Source organism: uncultured Erythrobacter sp. (assembly GCF_947502395.1).
Classification (GTDB): domain Bacteria; phylum Pseudomonadota; class Alphaproteobacteria; order Sphingomonadales; family Sphingomonadaceae; genus Erythrobacter.
The window spans coordinates 1,001,058-1,021,233 of sequence record NZ_CANMZM010000001.1; the positions used below are offsets into that span (position 1 = coordinate 1,001,058).

The following is a 20,176-nucleotide window of genomic DNA, read 5'->3' on the forward strand; positions in this document are numbered from 1 at the left end:
CTTAAAATCTCCACGGGAAGAGGCGAGCAGTAATCGAGAACATAAAGCGCACGTCAGGGCGCTCCGCTGCGAATTCGGGTCTCTCCAACGGCACAGCGACGAAGGCATCGGCCTGCAACTTGGAACCCCATGCGGCGCGCAAGCCCCCACCAACAGACCATAACCCGTCAGGATTGGTGCCATCGCGGCTGGGATCCTGATTGTGAACACGCATCACGTCAGTAAAAACATAGGGTTGATAGGCGATTTCCTCGGGTCCTTGCGGAGCAAGTGAACCATATCGCGCCTCAACGCTGACTCCGATACCGTCATCACCAAGCACGGCACCTGGGTCATAACCACGCCCGATGGAGAAGCTGCCACCAGCGAACTCCTCGAATGCTGGAAGCGCGTCATTTGCGACTTGGGCGCGCGCATCAATTGAGAATGTCCACCACGGATCAGGCCGATATTCAAATGAGCCTTCTGCTCTCAAGACAAATGGTGTCGGATCTGCCTCGATGCGACTTGGTGGTACGACACCCGCAGCGGTGCAGATTTGCAGATCTGAGCGGCAGTCAGGGCTAGTCGAAAAGACGTCTAATCCCTGCCGAACTTCGAAACCTAAAGCCGCACGCCATTTCGGTTCGAAGGGGGTGTAGCCATCGAGCCTTTGAATGCTTCTCTCATCAACCCATTGGGTATCCATCCGTGCGAAAACGGTGCGGACGCGATCTTCTGATAAGGGAAAATCATTCAGTTCGACATCCTGATCAACAAGGTCAAATCCTCCAGAAAGAAATGCCGATACGGTTCGCGAGCGGCGAAGCGGATAGGCCGCATAAATGCTCGCCAGAACGGTCTCCGATTCCAGATCGAAGCCGGCCAGGTCGAGGTCTGGATTGCCCTCGCTATATGTCAGCTGCGCTCCAATGCGCAGCCCATCATTCGCCACTGCGAAATCATGCCCCAATTGATACGTTTGCTGCTCGGCCAGCTCCAGCGTGCTGAAGACAGACAGCGTGGTGCGGTCGCCAAGCCCGGTGATATCGTAAACCTCACCTCGGAACAGACCGCCAAATCGCCCAAGCGATTCTGAGCCAAAATTTTGCACGTTAAAGTCGAGGCTGCCACGCCGGCGCACAACCGCGATCTCTCCCAGAAGATCGCCAGGATTGCCCCCTGCGACCGGGCGCAGTGACAATCGCACGTCCACCCCAGGCAAATCGTCGGCGAGCAGCAAATAGCGCTCAGCGTCATTTGTGTTAAAAACGTCCTGGGAAGTCAGCTGCTCCAGATATCCCGCAACGACTGCCTCTGATGGACCTGCTTCACCGCGCACGCGCACGCTTGTAAGGCGGCCAAAGACAACACCAAAGTCAGCCACACCATCACTCAGGTTCTGCTCCGGTATTTCAACGGTTGCCAGAAAACCTTGACTGCGGAGAATCGAATTGGCCTTCGCGCGGATGTCGCACATCACAGACAAAGGCAACTCGCGACCTATGTATCCTTCATAGGCTTCATCGAGCATCAAGCCCGGCACCCGGTCTAGACCTCGGAAATCCACTCCGCTCAATGTCAGCTTGATGTCCGCGTAGTCAGCACGATCCAAAACGCACGGCGTGCGCTCGAGATCACCATCAATCGTAAGCGTAACGCCGCGGTCCCGGCGTTCAATCTGAGGCGGCACCAGTTGATCTCTGGCAGGAGGCGCTAACTGTGGGGTGGCCTGCGGCACGGCCTGCGCTAGGGCCGCATCACTTGGGAAGGCGAGCCCTATTGTGACTGCAAACAATGAAGCCGAACCAATGGCTCTTGCATTCAGCTCGGTGTTGATGCGGAGCGGTTCTAAATGCTCTGCACCCGTCGACGAAGTATGGTTGGCTGACAATGTTCCCCCCAAAGATACCCAAAATAGGAGCGCCCGAAAGCACTCTGTCCGCAAAAATGGGATTGGCCCAGTTACGCATTGTGAAACCGCCGGTATGTGATCTTTGTCACGCCGAGCGGTTAACCCCGAGATTTAGCCCCTGAGCGGGTGATACGCTCTTTTCTGCACTAGGCAAGGTTTACAAACCAGATCGCGTGGAATTCGAATTAGGTCGTCCTATTTTCAAAAACTTACTGCTGCCCGAAAATATAAGACGAAAATCCTATTGGCCTCAATTCGGCGGAGATAGGGAAAAATTCATGTTTCCGTGGTTTCTTGCAACGCACAACTAACCAATCAGGTCGTTTATGGAACACCTCGCTCAAATCGCCCCTATATTGGGCGCGTACACAGATACTGCTGGGCCGTCTCGCTCGTGGCAATCAGCAAATGCACGCGGATCATTTGGCAATCGCGTTAACCCGCGCTATGCAACCGGAATGTCTGGTGACGTATTGCAATGGTCCAGCGAAACACGGGGAAGCGCGGTTGTGCTGTCACCTCAGGGTCGTGTTGATGAAACAAGCGCCGATGCCTTCAAAGATCATTTGGTGGACGCTGTGGAAGCCAATCCGCCGACAGCGATTATTGATCTTTCAGGGATCGAGTACATGTCATCGCGCGGTTTGCGCGGGCTGACCCTCGCGCAACGCGCCGCCAATGAAAGCGGTACGACTATTGTTTTAGCCTGTCCGAATGATACCATGCGTGAGATTCTTGCAATCAGCCGTTATGATATGGTCTTTAGAGTGGCAGACACGATTGAGGACGCAATCGGGAATTAGCGCATAGTTCAGGGGGGAAATATGCAGGTCCGGTTTTGGGGTACTCGCGGCTCGCTGCCAGTGGCGCCGCACGCATCAACCATTGCCGACAAGGTTGCCGATGCGCTCCTTCACGCTCAAGGAAAGAGCTTTCCCGATAAGCAGGCCGCATTGGACTTCGCAAATAGCGAGCTCGAATTTGCGGTCGGTCAAGGATATGGCGGTGCAACCAGCTGCGTTGAGATAGACATCGGCAAAGGCGCTTTCGTCATTTGCGATATGGGTTCGGGCCTACGCGAACTTGGGCTTAACACGCTCAAGCGTCTATCGGACGGCGACCGCCCAAAAGAATGGCACTTCTTTCTTTCGCATCTGCATTGGGACCACATCATGGGGTTCCCATTCTTTGTGCCCGCTTTCGTCGATGGAGCGAAGGTCATCATTCATGCCGGACACAGCGATGCCGAGACAGCTTTGAGGCGCCAACAGGAGGAAATATCCTTCCCCGTCCCGTTTGATTGGCTGAAGGCTGACATCGAATTCCGCACGCTTGAGACTGGTCAGGAATACCAGATCGGCGAATTGACTGTGTCCCTGATTAAGCAAGAGCACAGTCATGCTAGCTATGGCTATCGCTTCACCGATGCACAGGGTAAAGTGGCAATCTACTCGACCGATGCCGAGTACAAAAGCGATCAAATGGATTCCGAAGATGACATGGCCAGTTTCATGTCGAACGCAGATCTCGTAGTGGCCGATACGATGTATTCGCTCGCTGACAGCGTCACGATGAAAGAGGATTGGGGGCACTCCTCCAATCTTGTCGCAGTGGATTTATGCCATCAGGCAAAGGCCAAACGGCTCGCCCTGTTCCACCATGAACCGACCTACAGCGATGCGGATATTCAGCGGATGCACGCGGAAACCATTCGCTACGAACAGATTATCCGCGAAGGCGAGCCGCTGGAAGTTTTGTGCTCCTATGACGGACTGAGTGTCGAGCTTTAGTCGGCGCGGTAATAGGCAACATGCGACCCAAAGCCAAGCGAACGATCATCGCCGCAGTGCTTGCCGGTGCTCTGGTCGGTGTTTTACTGAGCATATTCGGCGGGGAGTTTCAGAGGCGGTTGGTCTTCGACAGCTGGCAAAACTGGGCACCCCGAAGCGACACTAGCGACCAGGTAGTGGTGGTGATGATCGACGATGCGAGCGTCGAAGCGAAAGGCCAATGGCCATGGCGACGCACCGATGTCGCCGCGTTGCTTGAGAATATTGCGATCGCTGAGCCAGCAGTGATCGGCATCGACATCTACTTCACCGAACCCGATCGCCTCCGCCCTCAGAATTTTGCAGAGCTCTACACTGAGGATGCGCTGGATGAGGCAACGCGTGCGAAAATCCTCACGCTCCCTTATGGCGATCAGTATCTGGCCAGTGTCATCGAAACAGCCCCAACGGTCATGCCCTGGGTTACCACCAATTCTGGCGGGCGATCTCTAAGTGAATTGACCTTTGAAGCAGTCGAGGGTGAGCCTCCTGTAGGCATTGCAAGGGCAGAACGGATGCTCACCAGCATTCCACTGCTCGACGATGTTGCCCTTGCAAAAGGGGTCGTGGTGGGTCCGCCCGATTCAGACGGCATTGTTAGGCGGGTTCCACTGTCAGTTATGGCGGGCGACACGGTCACGCCTGGATTTGCTGTGCAGCTTGCCAATATAGCGTCTGGAGGAGGTTCGCTTCGTTGGACAGAGGAAGGCCTCATTGGTGCTGGAAAAATTGTCCCATCCGACCCTACCGCCAATCTCGAATTCAAAATGAGCACAGGCTGGGAAGAGGATGTTATCACCGCGCTTGACGTTTTGAATGGCAATGTTGATGTCGAGGAAATGCACGGCAAGGTTGTGCTTCTGGGCTTTGGGGCGACCGGCACGACCGATATTGTCGCAACCCCCGTGTCGAGCGAGACGCAGGGCACTCTGGTACAAGCCCAAGCCGTCGATGCGATATTGAACGGGCATTGGCTCGCAAGACCAAGCTGGGCTCAGTGGCTTGAGATTGCATTTGCCCTGGCACTTGTGGCGATGCTGATTGTTGCTGGTATTGGCTTTGCCAAATGGCTCGTGTTCGCAGCGATTGGCGTGGGCGCTCTGCTGCCAATCGGCTCTTTCATCGCCTATGACAGTGCAGGGCTCCTGATTGATCCTGCTCGACCGATCGTGATTGCACTGTGCGCAGGGATTGCTCTCGTGCTGGTGCGCTATGCCCTCACCTTTGCCGAACTGGTTGAGAAACGCATCGTCACCGCCGAGCAAGAGAAAGAGAACGAAAGCGCGCGCAAGCTCCAACTCACCATGGTGCCAAGTGCGGCGCGGCTTGCCAAACTGGGCACAAGAACAGAAATCGGGGCAGTGCTTGAACCGGCCAAATCGGTCGGCGGCGATTTCTATGACGCTATGGAGCTTGAGGGCAATCGGCTCGCTTTTCTCGTTGGAGATGTCAGCGGCAAAGGGCTTCGTGCGGCGCTTTTTATGGCGCTCTCCAAATCGGTCTCGAAGAACAATCTCCTGCGCTCGGGCGATGATCTCGGAGCGGCAGTCCGGCAGGTCAATACAGAGCTTATGGCTGAAGAGGATGAGGAGATGGACCTCACCTTATTGGTCGGGATCATCGACTGTTCAACCGGCATGATCGAGATGGTCAATGCTGGCCACGAAGACCCCATGCTTGTCCGTCCCGACGGAAGCATTGAGGTGGTCAAAATGACCGGAGGCCTTCGCCTTCGCACATTGGATGAATTCCCATACGAAGTGGAAAAACTTCAAATGAAACCTGGCGAAAGTCTGGTTATCGTCACCGACGGCGCAACCGATGCGATGAATGTGAAAGGGGACCGCTTTGGCCTTGATCGCGTGTTAGAGGCACTGAAGGACAGCGCCCAATCCAGCGCACCAGAACGCGTCCGACATATTGCGGGCAAAGTTCGTGCGTTTGAACGCGGTATGGACCCCGCCGACGACCTTACGATATTGGTGCTGCGCTACCTTGGGAAAGACGCTGCTGCGTCCAAATCCAATTAGGACAAGCTCACGCCCTCAGCGTACGGTCACAACCACCACTCGGTAAGCGCTGTTGGACTGCCCAGCCTCACCCGGCTGCAATCCAGAGCGCGCCCAATGCCAAGAGCTTGCCACGACATCAATGTCATCAGTTCCGACAGGAATCTGAGCGGCTTCAACGCGCTGGAGCACCTGACCTAGAACTGTTTGTGCCCGCTCTCTTGAAACGCGATCATTAACAGTTTCGGTCCCTGTAGCGTCGGTATGCGCCGCAATCTCAACAGCGAGTCCCGGTCGATCCTGGATGCTGTTGGCCAAGAAGAGCTGAAGCCGGTCTAACTCCTTCTCACTGAGAGTGCCTTCGCCGGTCGCGAAGTAGAAGAAGTCCCGCGCGAGCATCTTGGGCAATTCGCCCATCAACTCTGTATAGCCCGGATCAGCCTCCTCAAGCTGTTTGAAACGGGGGGCCTTCTCGCCCCTCAGCGCAGCCTGCTGATTCGGTTGATTGAGGTACGCTTCGCCATCCTCGTATTCGACAACAACTCCACCGACATCTTTCCCAGCCTGTGCTGGTGAAAGCAGCGTAACGCGCTCTTTGGAGGTTGCACATCCAGCCAACGCAAGAGCGCCCCCCAAAACCACGATTTTCTGCGCGATCATTCCAAGAGCTCTACCCATCATTCATCCACCTCGATCACAAAAGTGGTTCCCCGAACCCCGAGCGTCGATGTTGGTGTCTTGAACTTCATCCGGCCTGAACGCGCCAGTTCGCCGGAGTCAACTCCGACGGCTCCGCGCTCAATCCGCATCTGCGATTCACCAGTCCTTCGCGCCCGGTCAAAACGATAACGAGAGATGATCATCCGGCTGCGAGGAGCCACGACCAATCGTGTGTTGTCGACAAATGTGATGCCAGCCCTCTGACCTGCGGTGGTGACCACAATGTCGCCCTCTTGCAGTCGAAATCCAGAAGTCCCGCGCAGCTTGCCACCATCGCGGACAACCTCGATACCACCTTGTGTCACGTTCTTGATCCGGCCGATTGTCTGCGCCAAGACTGGTTGCGCAGCCATGGCAAAGACAGCCCCGGCAATAATGAATGATTTTCGCATGTATCCTCCCCAGTTGAAGGTGTGTTAGCATAGAAGCATGGGACACAGGAGACGATTTTCAGCTTTTGTTACAAAAGATAGCAATCCTGCGCCCGCAATCCGTCATTCATTGCAGTTCGCACGCGAGTTTATTGCCCAGTACGATTTAGAGCCTCGACTTCAGGTCAAGCTCGCTATTCTGGTAGAAGAACTGGTCAGCAACTCGCTGCGGCACGGAGGCAGGTTTCAGGACCTTGGGCTCTTGCTCGCTCTTCAGGAAATTGAAGGATCGGTTCGCCTTACGATTGAGGACGATGGCCCCCCATTTGACCCTATCTCTATCCCGCCGATCACAGGTCCAGACCCCGCTACGGGTGGCGGGATTGGCTTGGCAATTGTCCATGCGTGGGGAGAGGACCCCGCATATGTGCGCAGTGAAGACACTAACGCTTTAGAGCTGACCCTTCGATGACCGCCGAGCGTTGAAGCCAAACTTAGTCATTCTTTCTTTTGAGCAGACCATCGCACTCGTCGACCGGTACAAAGCCGTTCAGCGCCCGCGCTTTCTGAGCGTGGATTTCGCTTCGGACCAAGACGTAGTCGACCTGCCAAGTCTCTAGAAAGGCAGCCTTGCCGCTTTCTTCCAATCGACCTTCCGCCATATTGCGTGGCTCCATCATAGTGCTCAGGGAAGCTAGGGCCCCCGCCCGAGCGGCAAAGTTGTCATCACCCATCACCAAGATACGTGCATCGGAGTTATCTCCCAAACACTGCAGCAACATTGCGATGTCATCAGGTGCGTCAAACTGGCCCCATTGGTCCGCGGCGAAGCGGTTCGAATTGGCCGCGCTGGCGAACTGGATCATAGCAAATCCGATCAGCCACACTCCAATCGTCCCGGCAAAGAGCGTGGCAAAAGTCTGGCGCTGGCGCGCAGTGACTCCGCGCGAAATCTGCCAGGCGGCAATGGTGAGCAGCCCCACCCAAAACATCGCCGAGTAATAGCGGTACTCAAGGTAGCCCGTCAGAATCTGTGGCAGCATTAAACCCACTAGTAAGAAGGCGAAGATCACCAACAACCACAATTGGGTCCGTGGTTTGTCCTTCGGGTCAACTGTGTCCGGGGTTTTGGCGCAAAGGTATTGCAGCCCCCCAACCAAGACTGAACCTAGCGCAAATGCGAAGCCCAGAGGCGAAAGAACCAAGGAAAGACCGGTTAAGACCCATTGCCTCAAATTGCTCAGCACTTTGATTGCCCACACAGCAGGATCTTCGAATGCGGTCGCTTGAGGCTTTGGCCACCAATCGGTAACGAAAGCCCGCGAGTCCAGCGCGGTCACAATGCCCGAATTGTCGGTCGCAAAAACAGTACCGAAAGTGCTGAGCGAATAGGCGACCCATGGTGAAATAGCGAGAAGAGACCCGGCGAGAGCAGCCGCTGAGCGCGAAGGACTGCGGGTGAGCAAGGCAATCATCAGCGTCACAAAGAAGGGCAACAAAGCCGCATCGAAGCGGTTCATGACCGTAAGACCCGAGACAAACCCAATCATCGCCGCGCTTTGCAGGGATATCGCTCGCCCCGCCAAAAGCCACCGAAACAACAGCGCATAGAGCAGCAATTGCAATGGGATCGTTCGCCCCGCGCTGAGCTCATCCCACACCATGCTTGGCCCCAATAGCAGGAGCAAAGCAGTTCCGAGCCCGATCCATCGTGCACCCGTGATCTGCTGCCCGATCCGTTCGGACATCAGGGCAAAGGCGAAAAAGCTCAGGAAAGCGAGGTAGAGCCCGGTGCGTGCCCCCGTTCCAAGCACCCCATCCGTGACCGCAATTAGCGTTGGCCAGAGGGGGGCAAAGGCGCTCGAATACTCCGACGCACTCGCAAAGCTGCGGAAATGGGAGAAGCGGTAGAAGTCGTCAAAGACAGTCTTGCTGAGTTCATAAAGCGCCCAACTGTCTGGCGAGTAATTGGGTGCCACAATCACGCTCAGAAAAAGCGGCAAAAGTACGAGGGCAGCTACCACTGCTGGCCAGTCCAGCGGAGCCTGTTTTGCTCGCACATCATCGGGCGTGTAGCCGCCAGTCGCAACCCTCACCGTTTCCCCCAATAGGGCGAGTTTAGATGCCAGACCTCCGATTTTTGTCGGCACCTGGCCGCTGTCGGGATAGCGCCGAACAACCGGGACATGATCGACCTTAAGACCCAATTGCCCAGCCCGCACCGTCAGGTAGAAGAGCAGGCTATAGACCTCAAACTCGGAACGGAACGGGCGAACCTCAGGGTGCGTAAGATAGCGTGCGGAATAGGCTCTGAACCCGTTGGTGGTGTCTGTGAAGAGGTTTCGACCTGCGATACTCAGGATCGGCGCATGGATTAGGCGATTGGCAATCGTGCGCTCAAGCGGCGTGTTCTCCGCTTTCCCTCCGGACAGATAACGCGAACCTTGCACATAATCGCAACCCGCCTCGAGCTTTGCGACGAAACTGGCCACTGCCTCGACCCCATCTTTGCCATTGCCGTCCACGGTGACGATGCCCGCATAGCCTTCTCGCAAACACCAGGCATAGGCCATGCGCAATTGCGCACTGAGCTTTCCCGGCCCGATTTTGGTCAGCACCGCGCGGACGCCAATGGGCTTCACAAAACCCTCATCAAGCGAACCATCAGTAGAGCCGCCATCGGCAACGATGACGTCAACCAGTGGCGCAGCGTCCTTGATCCGTGACAGTTGGCCCCGGATGCGTTCACCCTCATTAATGACCGGAATGACCAGCGCATATTTGTGCGCCTTATTCGCGTAAACCGAAACCTTATGTGGGGGCACTTCCCAATCGGTGTCCTGCAGTGGGATGGCAGCGAGCGCATTCATGATGCGCGCTCCTGAGAAAGAGCGTCATCGAAGACAAAGAGTTTGCTCAAAGTGAAGTTGACGAAGAAGGAGACCCCTGCCCCGCAGATCAGGATTAGCAGTGCGTATTGACCCGCAAGATACTCAGCGAGAACGGCAACGACGGAAACACGCGCCAATAGGGTCAGGCCTGCCACAAGGCCGTACTTAGAAGCGCGGTTGAGTGAGAGGCTACGCGAACCCGATTGGAAGCTCCACAACTGATGCAAGACATAGTTAAAGGATGCGGCGCACACAAAGCCCATCACTGCTGCCAATGCCAAGGACACACCGGCAATCTCGTGCAAGCCGTACGCAATGCCAATATCGAGCACAACGCCAAGCACGGTGACGGTGAAGAAGCGTAACATCTCGCTCATGCTCCGGTCTCTGCCTCTGCAATCAACTGATCAACGCCTTCGGAAAGGCTTGGCAAAGCGTCAAATTCTATCGGCTCGTAAACCCGCGCAAAGCACTCGGCCCAACCGATGGCTGAACCGTCCATCACGTTAAATGTTAGCCTGGTTGCTTCGCCCGCTTCGACCGGAGCCGACACCTCAACAATGCGTGAATTCGCGATGCCATAGCGCGGGAAATCGCTCCAATGCGGCTCGGTAGCGGAGCGGGTGAAGGGTGAATCTTCAGTGACCGTGAGGAGCGCGGATCGGGAGCTGGCATCAAACCCCTCTCGATCAAAGAACAGCGATGCAACGCCGGTCTTGGGACTCTTGATGACAACGTCAAATCCGTCGAACCGCCAATCGGCCACCTGGCATTCTACATCTTGCGCGCGTGGATTTCCGCCAGATCGGATCCAGAGGATGTGCTGGTCGCTGCGCGCAACAGGGCGATAGAGGTCGCGAACGTTCCTGAAAAAGGACCAATTGGCTCGCGTGTTCCACTCTGCCCAGCCCGAGTATTCTGGGGCAATGGTGGTGACAGCCACGGCTTTGCTGAAGAGCAATTCGTTGAACGCCATACGATTCTGCTCACCCAATGCATGGATCAAAGATCCTACAGGTGATGGACTTTCCACGTCCGCAGCTATGTCCAATGCCGACGTATAGACTGAGAGCAGGCGCTGATCTTCTGGGAAACCGCGTTCTTCCAATTCACTTGAAAACCGCTTGATTGCGGCAAGGTCTTCAGCCGCTTTCGGTGTGACGTAGAAGCCTAGCTTCTCGTGAAACACTGTGCGATCGGTACCCTGCGCGTTGGACACAAGGCTACCTGCATCGATAGCGATCATAGCCAAAGCGGCGATGGCGGCTGCAGCAGTCAGAGCAAGCTTTGGAAGCCTTCGCATAAGCGGCTTGGCCCGCGAAAACAGCGCTTTCTGAAAGACGATGATCGGAGCACAGAAGCCCAGCACAAAGGTAATCGCGTTGTACTCTGAACCGATGTGCCCGCCGATTTGCGGGAGGACGGCGGTGCCCACTATGCTCGCCCCGACAAAGACGAAGGCACTCCCCCGCACGTGAGAGCCTCTCCCCTTCAGTCGCCTGAAGACTGAGCAAATGACACAGGTTGTCAGCACGATCAGGCTCAGAGTTGAGAGCAGCTGCCCGCCCAAAAAGATCTGTGGCAGATCGGTTATCCCAAGCACGCGGGACTCGCGGCTCCACGGTCCAAAGTACCAGAACTGGTCACCTGCAACGTCAGTGAAATTGTACTGCCACCAGCCCGACGGATCGCTGTGGGTGACCGCCATGACAAGCGCAAAAGCCGACACTGCGACGCCAGCGATAAACGTTAGAATTGCTTTGATCAGCAAACCCCATTGCCGATAGAATGCCAGGAAGAAACTGGCCAAGCTGGCAATCACCAAGGGTATCCCAGCATCATTCGACCACAGGAGTCCAAGACCAGCCACAACGCCCAACCAGAACGTCGGGACCGGGCTTCCCGTTACCAACACGCGCCTAATTGACCAGACGAAGGCGGGAAGCATGAAAAACGGTAAGGCTCCGCGCAAGGGCCGTAGTGAAACACCGGGTTCGAAGGTCGCTGGGTAGGGGTGATTGAGAAGCTCCGCTGCCAGAGAGGCCGCGTAGTAGAACCCACAGATCAGCAGGATTGCCCACATCCAACGCTGCGATTTGGGCACGGGTCGCACCATCCAGACTATCCCATAGGCACCCGCGAAACTGCCCGCGATCACCATGGAATATGCCGCGAAAGTCGAAGCCCAGAGGGTCTCACCTAAGACAACAAACCCGGGCAACAATGACAGTATCATCGTGATGCCGAGATAGGATTGGAATTCGTCTCCCAGCTTTGCGCCATCGGCGAAATTGTCCAGCGCAAACCATGTCTGCATCGCACCGTCGATCGAGTGGAGGCTGTGGTCGAACAGCAGCGTGGCACCGCGTAGACCCGCAAGAACCACGCCTAGCGCGACCAACCAAAGCCATCCACGCCGCCGTTCTTGTGAAACAGCTACTGGGTCAGAGTACGCCACGGTCTCAGGCATATTGCGCTCCGAGCACAAATCCGGGGTGCAGCTTCGAAAACTCGGGTGCGGTGCTTTTCACCGCCTCGAACAGGTCGTAAATGTTATCGATCTTCCCACCGAGGATGGAGATTACCCGCGAGCCTTCCGGCGCTTGGTGATACAGGATCGGGCGGCCATCATCCTGCTCATTCTTGACCAGAACCGTCTTCACATCGAACAGCGAACGGTGATAGGTCGAGCCCTCGAGGCAGGGCAGATACCGCTGCGCATCCCGCAGCATAAAGGCGTATCGTGTCTCATAATGGCGGGCAGCAAAATGGCGATAGGCATCGCAGACCGCGCCCTCATCGCTCCAGCTTTCATGCGGTGTGTAACGCACATGGGTAAGCGAATAAAGCCCCGCCGATGGATAGGGCATGGTTGAGAAGAAGGGACCATCCATGACCGTGATACCGCGCCCTCGAAGCTCGGCAGGCGGTTCTATCAAAGCAAGCTCAGCGACCTCATATTTGAGCCGCGCTTTAGGAAGTTTGGCTTTTTCCAACACGCTGTTGATCTGAGCATAGGTGATATTGAAGGCATATCGCGCGGTGACTTCAGAGCCATCCCCAAGACCTACGACCACGCCATCATATTTCGCTTCAAGCGTCTGAACTTCGGTCGAAAGGCGCAGCTCGATGCCGGCGTCGTCCAACCGCTCTGCCATCTGCGTGGCCAGCACGGAGTAGTCAAATGCGGTTTCAAAACAAGCAAACACCTCTTCCACCGCATCAGAGTCAAACAGCGCGCGATCATTGGGCGGAGCCACTTCGATCGGCGCGTCCATATCGCTGAACATTCGGTGGAATTTCTTCGCAGTGACTTTGGAGCGACGCTTGGCAATCGCGTAGAGCATCTGAAACTCATCGATGATTGCTTCGGGGAAATCCTCCAGGAATTTGCGGTGCAGCAACATGGACTTGACCGCGGTCACGGCCGATCGCGGGTAATGAAATCCGGTGTGCACACGCGCCTGATTCACGCGGCTGGCACGCGTCATCAAACTGTCTGCGGCCTCTACCAACAACACCTTGTTGGAAATTGAGCGCAAATAGAGCGCGAGACAGCAGCCGTAAAAGCCGCCGCCGATCACGACATAGTCATACCGCGTTGAATGGATCCTCGCCATCAGTCACCTTCACGGTTCTGATCGGTGGCACTTGTTCGCGACCAAATCTCGCTCTCAAGCTCAACATTGAGATCGTCCGCGACCTTTCCAAACAGGTCGATCCGGTTAACCTCTTCGCAGACACGCTCTCCCCTGTCGCGGGCCTGTTGCCGCAAGAGATGCTGGAGGCCGAGGCTCAGGCCGAGCGTCGAAACCCCCATGAAAATCGCGCTGACAGCAAGCATTGTGTTGGTGGTGAACCAACCGGGTGCGAGGCTCTCAACAACCAGCACAGCGCCCACGATCCAGGCGGCGTAAGCGAGCCCGACAAGTGTGAGGAGGCTCGAGGAGATCGCTACAATCGAAAGGATGATTGGAGTGAGATAGACAAGCAGCGTCTGTAGCAATTGCATTCGACGCCCCACGTCCTTGAAAGCGCTGCGAGAGGAAACACCTTTGGCCGCTTTGAACGGGGCGATGGGGAGTCTCGGATCGCGCGGCGGATATCGCAAGGCAAGGCGCGGCTCGTCATGCGAAAGGATATGGTTGAGCAGAGTTCGTGGCAGAGCAATCGACTGAAAGTCGCTGGGGTTAACAGTGAATCCGGCAAGCCGCCCAAGCGCAATGAATGGCCAGCTCATGAGCGCCTTCAATGGCCGCCTAGCACCGCGATTGGCCAGAGCAATGGCAGTGGACTTTTCCGCATGATCGAGAAAAGCGAGCACATCCAAATGCGCCGCCTCATCCTCTTGCGCAATAAGAACGAGATCACCAATTGCTTCCTCTGCAGCGATGACGCGGCGCTCGTAATATTCGGTGCCTTTGCGGACTAAGAACAGGCGAACATCCGCGACTTCTTCGACGAGTGGTAGGAAGACATCTTTTTGATGGTCTTCGACTACCAGAATGACCTCGCGGAAACGGTAGACTTCATCAAGCCTGCCTGCGATCTCACGAATGGTCTTGAATGTCTCATCATTATCTGGAGGCGTTGCAAAACAAACGGATACGACACAATCTTCGCGCTGCTTGGTAAAGCTTTTGGGTGATGGTTCATGCATGGGCCATCCCCCAGCCTATTCCGGCCGTCTTCGCCGCCGTTGCGAGAGCTACAATCGAGCTCTTTATTCCCTGGATGCCATTCTCGGGCCTGCGCATTTCGATCGAGACCGCTTTGTCGTAGCTATGCTTATCGAGAGCTGAAAGCACTGGAGCTAGCAGCGTCGGATCTGCTGGCGCAGGTGCGAGTTCCGGCTCGCTCACATGCACATGGTTGAGCGTCTGGCTGATGGTTCTGAGCCGTTCTGGGACCGTATCAAACTCGCCATTCATATGCATAGCGCCAAGGTCCAAGATCACAGCGATAGCTGGGTGATTGACCTCAGCGACGAAGGCCTCAACCTCATCCAAGGTGTTGAGGAAATTCGTGCCATATGCAGCTGGATTGGCCTCAATTGTGATGCGGGTTCCCGCAGACTTTGCGCGATCACCCAGCGCGCGAAACACCTCCGTAGCTTTTCCAAGAGCTCGCTCCATCGACATTCCATCGGGTACGCGACGCTGCGCCGGGGAGCCGAAGACGAGGTTGGGAATGCCGAACCGACCCGCCAGATCAATGGCGCGATGCATGCCTTTAACAAGAGCGGCTCTTGCGTCATCTCCCTCAAAGAGCCCCGTACCTTGGACACCGAAAAGAAGCGACTGCATCGAAACAAGTTCAAGCCCGTAGCCAGCCATCTCGCTGAGAGCTTCTCCTGCCCTCACATCACAGGGCACAAGGGGGTCATCGCTCTGATGGAAGAACAGCCCTGGTGCAATTTCAAGGCCAGTGAATCCGATTTCCGCCATGGCTTGGTAAGCAGCAAGCCGCTCCTCGGGTGCCCAGGCAATGTTCGACATAGCGAGCTTCATGCGAGAGCCCTCTGGTCAGCGCAAAAGACTGCAAGCCGGTCCAGAGTTGCCTCAGCATCAAAAAGATACGGCCCGTCTGCTCCCCACAAGGTAGCGTGAGCCGAATGCATGTCTTCAGTATGCACTCTCGCCTGCGTATCTGGCATCTCATGCCCAGTGAGCCGATTATGGATTGCCTTGGCTCTGAGCGGCTCAGCGGCAAGGTGCAGGTGTGTGAGCCCCGCATCCAATGCCACGCCGATATCGCGCCAGAGGCGGTCAATCTCGTAATATTGATAGGTCGTCTCACGATTGTGAAATTGGGTCGCGGAGAGACCCAAATCGCTTACAGCTTCATCCAATCCGCGCCGCTTCGGGCTGCTGTTCAATGCTGAGCGGTCGAGCTTGAAAAGACCTGTAGCAGGATGCTCACCGTAGAGTTGTTCGACCCAGTCGGAAAGGTCTGCGCTCAGCCCAGTTTTCAGCGTCGCAAGCTTCTCCGCCGAGAGCATCGAGGGGACAGGGTTGAGAAGATCAAAGATGAAGTTCTTTCGCAATCCCCGGCCGAACAACGCAGGCAAGCGTACGATCAGGCTGTTGACGAAGTGATCTTCAACGAAAGCCTCAAGCTCACGCCGATGACGGCCATAAGCGAGAGTTTTTTGGAATTTTTCTGTGCTTTCAACATGCTGTCCAGCAAAGTCTGACAGAACCGCGATCGAGGAAATGAGGACAAATTTCTCCGCGCGTACTTTAGACAGGCGCTTGATCAATCCCGTTATTTGGGCACGGTCTCGCTCAGGAGCGGTGTTGGCCTCGACCATGGAACCGGGAGCAGCAGCGCACACAACCATGCCAAAACTCTGCCCTTCGATCTCATGAACATTTTTGCTTTGAAAACGGGCACCAAAATCGGTTTGGCGCAGCAGCGCTCCTCCGACAAAGCCGGTTGCACCAATTAGGCAAACACTATCAGAAGTCTTGCTTGACCCTGCCATTCAAAAACCCGCGCTTTCAGCTCCAATCTGGTGAACCTAATATTCACCAAGCGACCTAACTGAGATTGCTATCAATTCTGTTAATTTGACGGGCAAGCGCACCGGCGGCGTTAACCAAGTATCATCAGGCGTTTGCAAACCTAAACAGCGGTATAAGTGCGTGATTGAATACGAATTCGACCAAGCCAATTTCTCTCGCTCAATTTCAAAGCGCCTTCTATACCGTTCCCAGAACAGCGCCGAGCGACCTGCCAAATGCGCCATGGAAGGCAATTGAATGAGCGACACCCAGACCTTTGACCCAAGCGAGATCGAGCGGGTGATGAAAACCGCGCCCGTCATACCTGTGTTGGTTGTCAAAGATGTCGGCAAAGCGCGCGAACAAGCAGAAGCACTGGTGGATGGCGGCCTCAAAGTGCTTGAAGTGACTTTGCGCACGACGGACGCATTGGAAGCGATTAAGCGTATGAACCTTGTGCCTGGCGCGATCGTGGGCGCTGGCACCGTGATTAACGCACGTCAGCTGGATGAAGCGCGCGGCGCTGGATCGGAATTTATCGTTTCACCTGGTCTGACCCAAGACCTGGGAGCCGCGGCGGTCGCAAGCGGGCTTCCCTTCCTTCCCGGCATAGCGAATGCGGGCGATATCATGCGCGGGCTGGACCTGGGACTCAACCATTTCAAGTTCTTCCCTGCCATGGCAGCGGGCGGCATTCCGGCGCTCAAAGCCTTATCGGGACCCTTTGGCCAATGTCTATTTTGCCCCACTGGCGGGATTACCGCTGAAACTGCGCCCGAATGGCTGGCTATGAGAAATGTCCTATGCCTTGGCGGAAGCTGGATCGTCCCCGATGGTGCCAGCCTAGAAGAAATCAACGCTCGAGCCCGCGAAGCCGCAGCGCTCTCGAATTAGTAGGCAGCGTTGGATGTGCGGAGCCGTTCATAGAGAAGCCCCGTTTCAAGCAGGTTTGAAATTCTCAAACCGACTTCGATCACATCAAAGGGCTTTGCGACGAAGTCCTTGGCCCCAAGCGACAAGGCCTTGCGCCGCGCTTGGATCGTAGTGTCTGCCGTTAGTACGAGAACAGGGCGGAATTCATCCGCTGCATCGTGACGAGAAAAAGCTTCGAGAAGCTGGAAGCCATCGACTTCGGGCATCATCAGATCAAGCAACACAAGGTGGGGCTGTAGATCGATATAGGACTGAAGCGCCTTGCTCGATTGGGTCAGGCAATGCACGTCCGTATAACCTTCGCGTTGCAAAATATTGCGCAAAAGCAGGACGTTGGCCTCTTCATCGTCGATCACCAGGATCCGGCGCTCGAGAATTTCCTGAGGGTCGATCAACTGTGCTGACATCGTGTGGACCTATTCCGCTGCTTGCTCGACATTGCGCGATGCAGATGTACGTGAAAGAGTGAATGAAAAGCGTGCACCCGGGCTAAGTGGAGCATAGCCAAGATCGCCCCCCATTGATTCCACCAGGCTTTTCGAAAGAGCAAGGCCAAGACCCGTCCCTTCGTTCTGCGAGTGTTTTTGTTGCCCCAAACGATCGAAAGCAGTGAACAATCGTGGGCGGTTGGCGGGATCAACACCAGGACCATCATCCTCGACAAAGATCGTGACATTCTCACCCGAATCCTGGGCTCCCAAACGTACAAAGGAGCCGGTGCTGTTGTATTTTGCGGCGTTGCTGACGAGATTGAGAATGACTTGTGTCGTCCGGCGTTTGTCAGCCTGAGCGATCGTGCCTGAAGGCGGCAGATCGATCTCAAAACTCAGTCTAGCGGCGCGCACAACCGGATCAACCAGATCGCGGACTTCTTCCAGCAGGTCGGCGATGTTCACCGCTTCGATATCAACCTCTTCCGCGCCTGCCTCAATGCTAGAAATATTGAGTAGGTCGTTAATCAGGGCAAGCAGATGGCGACCCGCTTTGGCAATTTGATGGATCGCGTCACGGTGAGGCTGTGTGAAGTCCTCCTCGTCAATCTCGAGCAATTGGCCGAACCCTAGAATGGCGTTTAGGGGTGTACGAAGCTCGTGACTGGTGCGCGAGAGGAACTCGCTCTTGGCAAGGTTTGCAGCCACCGCTTCTTCGCGCGCCAGCCGCAAGTCTTCTTCGCTTCGCCGCCGCTCTGACATATCGCGCGTCACCTTGGCAAACCCTTGAAGCTCGCCATTCTCCGCGCGCAATGCGGTGATCACAACATTGGCCCAGAAGCGCGTCCCATCCTTGCGCTCGCGCCATCCTTCGTCCTCTGCTGTGCCCTCAACGCGGGCACGTTCCAACATTTCTTCCGGCAAAAAGTCGCGCGTATCGGCTGGGTAGAACTTGCTAAAGTGCTCGCCCAGGATCTCCTCCGTGCGCCACCCCTTGATCCGCTCAGCGCCCAAGTTCCAACTGGTCACAATGCCCTGCGGATCGAGCGCAAAGATGCCGTAATCGCGCACCTGCTCGATGACGAGGCGGAAGCGCTCCTCACTTGCGCGCAGATCATCTTCGCGCTTGCGCAAAAGAGCGCTTGCGCGAGCTAGACCCTGTGCCAACCGGCCGAGTTCATCGGCTTCCTCAGGCGGTGTTTCAAGCCGTTCGCCACGAGCCAATAGCTCAGCATCACCTTCGAGTTTGCTGACGCGGCGCACAATACCGGTGGAGAAGAGATAGACGGCAGCAAAACTGCCCAAGAGGCCAATAAGCGCACTCACCGCAGTGAGAGTGAGGAACCGGGTGCGCACATCGTCCACCAGTGCCCGCCGTCGATCGAGAACAATGCCCTCGAGCTCTTGGATATTCTCGATTTCCTGACGCACAGCATCAAGCGCCAATCGATTTGTGGTAAGTGCAGTTTCTATCCTGTTTTGACCAAAACTGTCCGAAGCCTGAACCAATGCAATTGTCGCTTCAAGGCCATCACGCTTGGCCTGAGTAACCTGCAAAAGCTCGACAAAACGGGGGCGCACGGTTTCGTCTTCGATGGCCTCATCAAGACGTGCTAGCGTTGCAGGCAAATCCTCCTCGGCAGTGTGATAGGGCGCAAGAAAGCGATCCTCACGTGTCAAAGCGTATCCGCGAACGCCGGCTTCTGCTTCGGCGAGCAAAGCCTGGATCTGATAGACATCACGCTGGATTGCAAAGGCGCGTCGCACGTCGTCTTCTGCGCGGGTTTCAGCGCTTGACGCGAGGTAGAGCGAAACAAGTGCGCCCAGCAACACCGCAAGTGGCAGAGCCACTACGACCAAACCCTTGAATGCAAGGGGCCGATCCGTCCAAAACCGGGTTGAGCCCTTGCTCATACGCCTCCCGTGCTGGCGGCTTTGAGTTTGGTTGCGAGCACGGCAGCCTGGGTTCGGTCAACCACGCCCAACTTAGCGATCAGGCGCTCGACATGGACCTTCACAGTCGCCGGACTAATATCAAGCTCTCTTGCGATCTCTTTATTGGTGAGGCCCTCTGCGACAAGCTCGACCACTTCTTGTTCCCGGCACGTCAGTATGGTGCTGAGATCGCCTAAAGCTGTGGCTTGAGAATCGCTGTTCATGGCAGCACTGACCAGGTCCAGCGGCACAGCAGATCGGCCATCCATCACTTGTTCGATGGCGCTCCGCAAATCACCAATCTCGGTATCTTTCAGGACATAGCCTGCTGCTCCTGCCGCAAGCGCGGTGCGCACATAGCCCGGCATATCGTGGAGCGTGAGCATGATCACTTTGCTCGGCAATCCAAGCGCAGCGATGCGCCGGGTCGCTTCAAGACCGTCGATCCCCTCGCCTAAGCGCACATCCATTAGAACGATATCAGGAACAAGCTCACTTACCTTTTCGATCGCTTCTTCACCGGTGCTGGCGAGATGAATCTCGCCAAAGTCACCGCCCGAAAGGACCGCGCGCAACCCTTCGCGGGCCAATTGGTGGTCATCCACGATGAGGATGCTGGGAGAGGTATCGGACGAAGACATGGATGGCACCACCAGA

Annotated in this window: 18 protein-coding genes; 5 read left to right on the forward strand and 13 right to left on the reverse strand. The window is 55.9% G+C overall.

The features are described from left to right. Position 1 precedes the first annotated feature (1 nt). Positions 2-1,873, reverse strand: a complete 1,872-nt coding sequence (locus Q0778_RS04840; RefSeq protein WP_298334410.1) for a ShlB/FhaC/HecB family hemolysin secretion/activation protein — start codon at positions 1,871-1,873, stop codon at positions 2-4. A gap of 347 nt (positions 1,874-2,220) precedes the next feature. Between Q0778_RS04840 and Q0778_RS04845 the strand changes: the two genes are divergently transcribed. Genes Q0778_RS04845 through Q0778_RS04855 form a run of 3 tightly spaced genes read left to right on the forward strand, consistent with a single transcriptional unit; the run spans position 2,221 to position 5,753 of the window. Then, a complete protein-coding gene (locus Q0778_RS04845) occupies positions 2,221-2,697 on the forward strand; it encodes an STAS domain-containing protein (RefSeq protein ID WP_298334412.1) in 477 nt (158 codons plus the stop codon). Between the two features lie 21 nt (positions 2,698-2,718). Next, positions 2,719-3,684 carry an MBL fold metallo-hydrolase gene (locus Q0778_RS04850; RefSeq protein ID WP_298303746.1) on the forward strand — a complete coding sequence of 322 codons (966 nt, stop codon included), beginning with the start codon at positions 2,719-2,721 and terminating at the stop codon, positions 3,682-3,684. Between the two features lie 20 nt (positions 3,685-3,704). Further along, the gene (locus Q0778_RS04855; RefSeq protein WP_298334414.1) at positions 3,705-5,753 is read left to right on the forward strand and encodes a CHASE2 domain-containing protein; all 2,049 of its coding nucleotides are present in this window, start codon (positions 3,705-3,707) and stop codon (positions 5,751-5,753) included. Between the two features lie 15 nt (positions 5,754-5,768). Here Q0778_RS04855 and Q0778_RS04860 read toward each other — a convergent pair whose 3' ends face one another. Both Q0778_RS04860 and Q0778_RS04865 read right to left on the reverse strand, forming a co-directional pair. Further along, the gene (locus tag Q0778_RS04860) at positions 5,769-6,392 is read right to left on the reverse strand and encodes an OmpA family protein (protein ID WP_298334416.1); all 624 of its coding nucleotides are present in this window, start codon (positions 6,390-6,392) and stop codon (positions 5,769-5,771) included. Positions 6,393-6,409: 17 nt separating this feature from the next. Further along, positions 6,410-6,844 (reverse strand): FecR domain-containing protein, encoded by a 435-nt coding sequence (locus Q0778_RS04865; RefSeq protein WP_298303740.1) that lies wholly within the window; start codon positions 6,842-6,844, stop codon positions 6,410-6,412. A 37-nt stretch (positions 6,845-6,881) separates the two neighbouring features. Between Q0778_RS04865 and Q0778_RS04870 the strand changes: the two genes are divergently transcribed. Next, the gene (locus tag Q0778_RS04870) at positions 6,882-7,295 is read left to right on the forward strand and encodes an ATP-binding protein (protein ID WP_298303738.1); all 414 of its coding nucleotides are present in this window, start codon (positions 6,882-6,884) and stop codon (positions 7,293-7,295) included. A gap of 22 nt (positions 7,296-7,317) precedes the next feature. Here Q0778_RS04870 and Q0778_RS04875 read toward each other — a convergent pair whose 3' ends face one another. From Q0778_RS04875 to Q0778_RS04905, 7 genes are read right to left on the reverse strand one after another with little or no spacing between them, the layout of a single operon-like run. Continuing rightward, positions 7,318-9,693 carry a glycosyltransferase family 2 protein gene (locus tag Q0778_RS04875; RefSeq protein ID WP_298334418.1) on the reverse strand — a complete coding sequence of 792 codons (2,376 nt, stop codon included), beginning with the start codon at positions 9,691-9,693 and terminating at the stop codon, positions 7,318-7,320. Next, positions 9,690-10,091 carry a GtrA family protein gene (locus Q0778_RS04880; RefSeq protein WP_298334420.1) on the reverse strand — a complete coding sequence of 134 codons (402 nt, stop codon included), beginning with the start codon at positions 10,089-10,091 and terminating at the stop codon, positions 9,690-9,692. The genes Q0778_RS04875 and Q0778_RS04880 overlap by 4 nt, the downstream gene beginning before the upstream one ends. Next, a complete protein-coding gene (locus tag Q0778_RS04885; protein ID WP_298334422.1) occupies positions 10,088-12,184 on the reverse strand; it encodes a hypothetical protein in 2,097 nt (698 codons plus the stop codon). Before Q0778_RS04885 ends, Q0778_RS04880 begins: the two co-directional genes overlap by 4 nt. Further along, positions 12,177-13,334, reverse strand: coding sequence for an FAD-dependent oxidoreductase (locus Q0778_RS04890; protein WP_298334424.1), 1,158 nt, complete (start codon positions 13,332-13,334; stop codon positions 12,177-12,179). The genes Q0778_RS04885 and Q0778_RS04890 overlap by 8 nt, the downstream gene beginning before the upstream one ends. Continuing rightward, positions 13,334-14,374: a hypothetical protein gene (locus tag Q0778_RS04895; protein WP_298334426.1), complete on the reverse strand. Its 1,041-nt coding sequence runs from the start codon at positions 14,372-14,374 to the stop codon at positions 13,334-13,336. Before Q0778_RS04895 ends, Q0778_RS04890 begins: the two co-directional genes overlap by 1 nt. After that, positions 14,367-15,212, reverse strand: coding sequence for a sugar phosphate isomerase/epimerase family protein (locus tag Q0778_RS04900; RefSeq protein ID WP_298334428.1), 846 nt, complete (start codon positions 15,210-15,212; stop codon positions 14,367-14,369). Before Q0778_RS04900 ends, Q0778_RS04895 begins: the two co-directional genes overlap by 8 nt. 8 nt (positions 15,213-15,220) lie before the next feature. Then, positions 15,221-16,201, reverse strand: a complete 981-nt coding sequence (locus Q0778_RS04905; protein WP_298334430.1) for a hypothetical protein — start codon at positions 16,199-16,201, stop codon at positions 15,221-15,223. Positions 16,202-16,478: 277 nt separating this feature from the next. On the opposite strand from Q0778_RS04905, the gene eda reads away from it, so the two are divergent. After that, a complete protein-coding gene (eda, locus tag Q0778_RS04910) occupies positions 16,479-17,114 on the forward strand; it encodes a bifunctional 4-hydroxy-2-oxoglutarate aldolase/2-dehydro-3-deoxy-phosphogluconate aldolase (RefSeq protein WP_298334432.1) in 636 nt (211 codons plus the stop codon). Here the strand turns inward: eda and Q0778_RS04915 are convergent. The 3 genes from Q0778_RS04915 to Q0778_RS04925 are packed head-to-tail and all read right to left on the reverse strand — an operon-like array spanning position 17,111 to position 20,160. Then, positions 17,111-17,560, reverse strand: a complete 450-nt coding sequence (locus tag Q0778_RS04915) for a response regulator (protein WP_298303721.1) — start codon at positions 17,558-17,560, stop codon at positions 17,111-17,113. The two genes, eda and Q0778_RS04915, sit on opposite strands and share 4 nt — an antisense overlap. Positions 17,561-17,569: 9 nt before the next feature. Next, positions 17,570-19,498: an ATP-binding protein gene (locus Q0778_RS04920; protein ID WP_298334434.1), complete on the reverse strand. Its 1,929-nt coding sequence runs from the start codon at positions 19,496-19,498 to the stop codon at positions 17,570-17,572. Continuing rightward, positions 19,495-20,160, reverse strand: coding sequence for a response regulator transcription factor (locus Q0778_RS04925; protein WP_298334436.1), 666 nt, complete (start codon positions 20,158-20,160; stop codon positions 19,495-19,497). Before Q0778_RS04925 ends, Q0778_RS04920 begins: the two co-directional genes overlap by 4 nt. Positions 20,161-20,176: the final 16 nt, after the last annotated feature.

Coding starts and splice junctions, on each gene's coding strand:
- Q0778_RS04865 (WP_298303740.1), bottom strand. CDS start 6,844: ATGCGAAAATCATTCATTATTGCCGGGGCTGTCTTTGCCATGGCTGCG.
- Q0778_RS04885 (WP_298334422.1), bottom strand. CDS start 12,184: ATGCCTGAGACCGTGGCGTACTCTGACCCAGTAGCTGTTTCACAAGAA.
- Q0778_RS04890 (WP_298334424.1), bottom strand. CDS start 13,334: ATGGCGAGGATCCATTCAACGCGGTATGACTATGTCGTGATCGGCGGC.
- Q0778_RS04875 (WP_298334418.1), bottom strand. CDS start 9,693: ATGAATGCGCTCGCTGCCATCCCACTGCAGGACACCGATTGGGAAGTG.
- Q0778_RS04900 (WP_298334428.1), bottom strand. CDS start 15,212: ATGTCGAACATTGCCTGGGCACCCGAGGAGCGGCTTGCTGCTTACCAA.
- Q0778_RS04905 (WP_298334430.1), bottom strand. CDS start 16,201: ATGGCAGGGTCAAGCAAGACTTCTGATAGTGTTTGCCTAATTGGTGCA.
- Q0778_RS04870 (WP_298303738.1), top strand. CDS start 6,882: ATGGGACACAGGAGACGATTTTCAGCTTTTGTTACAAAAGATAGCAAT.
- Q0778_RS04880 (WP_298334420.1), bottom strand. CDS start 10,091: ATGAGCGAGATGTTACGCTTCTTCACCGTCACCGTGCTTGGCGTTGTG.
- Q0778_RS04845 (WP_298334412.1), top strand. CDS start 2,221: ATGGAACACCTCGCTCAAATCGCCCCTATATTGGGCGCGTACACAGAT.
- Q0778_RS04920 (WP_298334434.1), bottom strand. CDS start 19,498: ATGAGCAAGGGCTCAACCCGGTTTTGGACGGATCGGCCCCTTGCATTC.
- Q0778_RS04915 (WP_298303721.1), bottom strand. CDS start 17,560: ATGTCAGCACAGTTGATCGACCCTCAGGAAATTCTCGAGCGCCGGATC.
- Q0778_RS04925 (WP_298334436.1), bottom strand. CDS start 20,160: ATGTCTTCGTCCGATACCTCTCCCAGCATCCTCATCGTGGATGACCAC.
- Q0778_RS04895 (WP_298334426.1), bottom strand. CDS start 14,374: ATGCATGAACCATCACCCAAAAGCTTTACCAAGCAGCGCGAAGATTGT.
- Q0778_RS04855 (WP_298334414.1), top strand. CDS start 3,705: ATGCGACCCAAAGCCAAGCGAACGATCATCGCCGCAGTGCTTGCCGGT.
- eda (WP_298334432.1), top strand. CDS start 16,479: ATGAGCGACACCCAGACCTTTGACCCAAGCGAGATCGAGCGGGTGATG.
- Q0778_RS04860 (WP_298334416.1), bottom strand. CDS start 6,392: ATGATCGCGCAGAAAATCGTGGTTTTGGGGGGCGCTCTTGCGTTGGCT.
- Q0778_RS04850 (WP_298303746.1), top strand. CDS start 2,719: ATGCAGGTCCGGTTTTGGGGTACTCGCGGCTCGCTGCCAGTGGCGCCG.